Annotated in this window: 2 protein-coding genes and 1 pseudogene; 1 reads left to right on the top strand and 2 read right to left on the bottom strand. The window is 70.8% G+C overall.

The window, feature by feature from the left end; genetic code table 11:
• Positions 1-358: 358 nt before the first annotated feature.
• Entirely contained in the window at positions 359-706 is a 348-nt protein-coding gene (locus tag GH736_RS20915) for a TIGR02611 family protein (protein WP_159606748.1), read from the top strand.
• Positions 707-781: 75 nt separating this feature from the next.
• Here GH736_RS20915 and GH736_RS20910 read toward each other — a convergent pair whose 3' ends face one another.
• Both GH736_RS20910 and GH736_RS20905 read right to left on the bottom strand, forming a co-directional pair.
• Positions 782-2,338, bottom strand: a complete 1,557-nt coding sequence (locus tag GH736_RS20910; protein ID WP_159606746.1) for an aminopeptidase P family protein — start codon at positions 2,336-2,338, stop codon at positions 782-784.
• A 149-nt stretch (positions 2,339-2,487) separates the two neighbouring features.
• Positions 2,488-2,613: pseudogene (locus tag GH736_RS20905) on the bottom strand (amino acid--tRNA ligase-related protein); the annotation flags it as partial.

The raw sequence follows: 2,613 nt of genomic DNA, 5'->3' as shown, positions 1-2,613 counted from the left end.
TGACGTATTCGGCGAAGCTCACAGCCACCACGATCAGGGATCTCCCCGGCATTCCGAACGGCGCAGGCGGCAACATTTCGGTCTTCGCCACCTGTGATCCAAACGCCACCGAAGGCGTCGGCGCCCACGTCGCACGCCGCCGGCGAGGAGACCGACTCGTCGCCGTCGGAGCGCTGAGCGACCACCACTCGGTCGGCTTATCGGGCGTGTACAGCCAGGTCTCGAAGAAGCTCCCGAGGTCCTGGCTCGAGACCTCCTCGGCCAGTGCGCTGAAGTCGGGTGCGCTCAGGCCAGTGGGGCCCGACGATCGCCGCCACCGGCTCGGGCACCGCCCAGAATCGCGATATATCGTGTCCTCATGACCCTGCAGGATCTCGAGCACGACGTCGCCGAGGGCGAGCGACCCGACCGGCCGATCCGGCGGATGCTCCGCGGCATCCGTCGGGGCATCGATCGTCGTCCGGTGCTGCGACGCGCCTATCGCGTGTTCGTCGGCGCGCTCGGCGGGGTGATCGCCGTCGGCGGCCTGCTGCTCGTGCCGTTGCCGGGTCCCGGTTGGCTCGTGGTGTTCCTCGGCCTGGCCGTCCTCGGCACGGAGTTCGCCTGGGCGAAGCGCCTCGCGGCCTTCACGAAGCGCCAGCTCGCCCGCTTCTGGTCGTGGTGGCGGGCGCGCAGGGCCGTGCGGCGCACGACGACGGCGGGCTGAGCGCTACCAGATCTCGTTGAGCGTCTCCGAGATCGTGGATCCGTGACCCCTCCGAGCGTTCTCGTACGTATCGGGTCACAGCCCGCCGCGCACCCACGCCTCGACCTCGTCGGCCGTGCGCGGGATGCCCGCCGAGAGGTTCTCGGCGCCGTCGGCCGTGACGAGGATGTCGTCCTCGATGCGCACTCCGATGCCACGGAACTCGGCGGGCACCGTGAGGTCGTCGGACTGGAAGTAGAGGCCCGGCTCGATCGTGAAGACCATGCCGGCTTCGAGCACGCCGTCCATGTACATGGACCGCCGAGCCTGCGCGCAGTCGTGCACGTCGAGGCCCAGGTGGTGGCTCGTGCCGTGCACCATGTACCGGCGGTGGAACTGGTTCTCGGGCTGCAGCGACTCCTCGGCCGAGACCGGGAGGAACCCCCACTCGGCCGTCTTCCGGGCGATGACCTCCATCGCGGCGGTGTGCACCTCGCGGAAGATCGCACCGGGGCGAACGACCGCGAACGCGGCATCCGCTGCCTCGAGCACGGCCTCGTACACCTGGCGCTGCACGGCCGAGAACGTGCCGTTCACGGGGAAGGTGCGCGTGATGTCGGCCGTGTAGTAGGTGTCGCGCTCGACGCCCGCGTCGAGGAGCACCAGGTCGCCGGGCACGACGGGGCCGTCGTTGCGGGTCCAGTGCAGGATGGTGGCGTGCGGTCCGGCCGCGGCGATCGAGCCGTACCCGACGTCGTTGCCGTCGAGGCGGGCGCGGGTGGCGAACACGCCCTCGATGACCCGCTCGCCGCGCACCTCGGCCGTGATGCGCGGGAGCTCCTCGAGCACCTCGGTGAAGCCGCGCTGCGTGGCGTCGATCGCGGCACGCATCTCGGCGACCTCGAACTCGTCCTTCACGAGGCGCAGCTCGGAGAGCACCCTGGCGAGCTCTGCGTCGGGATCGTGGTCGCCGTTCACCTCGATCGAGAACGGGGCGTCGGAGGCGTTGGTCGAGAGCGCCTCCTCTGCGGCGAAGCGGATGCGGGCGTGGTCGATGCGCTCGGTGATGGCCGCGTCGGCCTCACGCAGCACGAGGGTCGACGTGTCGACTGCGGCGAGCACGCGATCGAAGTCCTCGAGCCCCCGGGTCTCCAGCGCGAGGTCGGCGGCGACGTGCGCGAGCGAGGGGCGCGGGCCGATCCAGAACTCGCCGATGGCGGGGTTCGCGTAGAACTCCTCGGAGTCGCGTCCCGCGCGCTCGCGGAAGTAGACCGTGGCGGTGTGGCCGTCGCCGTTCGGCTCGAAGACGAGCACCGCACCGGGCTCGGAGTCGGAGCCCCAGCCGGTGAGGTGTGCGAAGGCCGAGTGCGCCCGGTACGGGTAGTCGGTGTCGTTGGCCCGCTGCTTCATGTCGCCGGCGGGCACGATGAGCCGCACGCCGGTGAACGCGGCCGAGACGGTCGCCCGTCGCGCGGCGGCGAACGCGGCCTGCTCACGGGCGGGCGGCAGCGTCTCGTCGCGGTCGGCCCAGCCGCTGCCGATGAACTCCTTGAAGCCCTCGGAGCCCGGCGTCGTCGAGCGATTCGCGTTGCGGCCGGACTCCTCGGAGGCGGGGGGCGCGGTCGTGGTGCTGGTGTCGCTCGTGTTGGCCATGTCGTCCATTCTCGCACCGCTCACGAGGCGGGTGAGAGCGTCGCCACGACGGGGCGGTGGTCGCTGCCGGAGCCGTCGACCTCGCCGATGACCCGGAACGCATCGACCTGCCAGCCGGGCGTCGCGAGGACGTGGTCGATCGGGCTGCCGAACAGCTCGGCGCGCGACTCGGATGCCGAGGCCATGAGCTTGGGGGTGTGGATCTCGATGAAGTCGTGCTCGACCCAGTAGGTGCGCAGCGCGTGCAGGAACGTGGTCTGGATGCGGAAGATCAG

Source organism: Agromyces humi (assembly GCF_009720255.1).
GTDB lineage: Bacteria > Actinomycetota > Actinomycetes > Actinomycetales > Microbacteriaceae > Agromyces > Agromyces humi.
This window is presented reverse-complemented; position numbering and strand designations above follow the sequence as displayed.

Bases quoted from the DNA above. Each gene is read 5' to 3' on its own strand.
- GH736_RS20915 (WP_159606748.1), top strand. From the start codon at position 359: ATGACCCTGCAGGATCTCGAGCACGACGTCGCCGAGGGCGAGCGACCC.
- GH736_RS20910 (WP_159606746.1), bottom strand. From the start codon at position 2,338: ATGGCCAACACGAGCGACACCAGCACCACGACCGCGCCCCCCGCCTCC.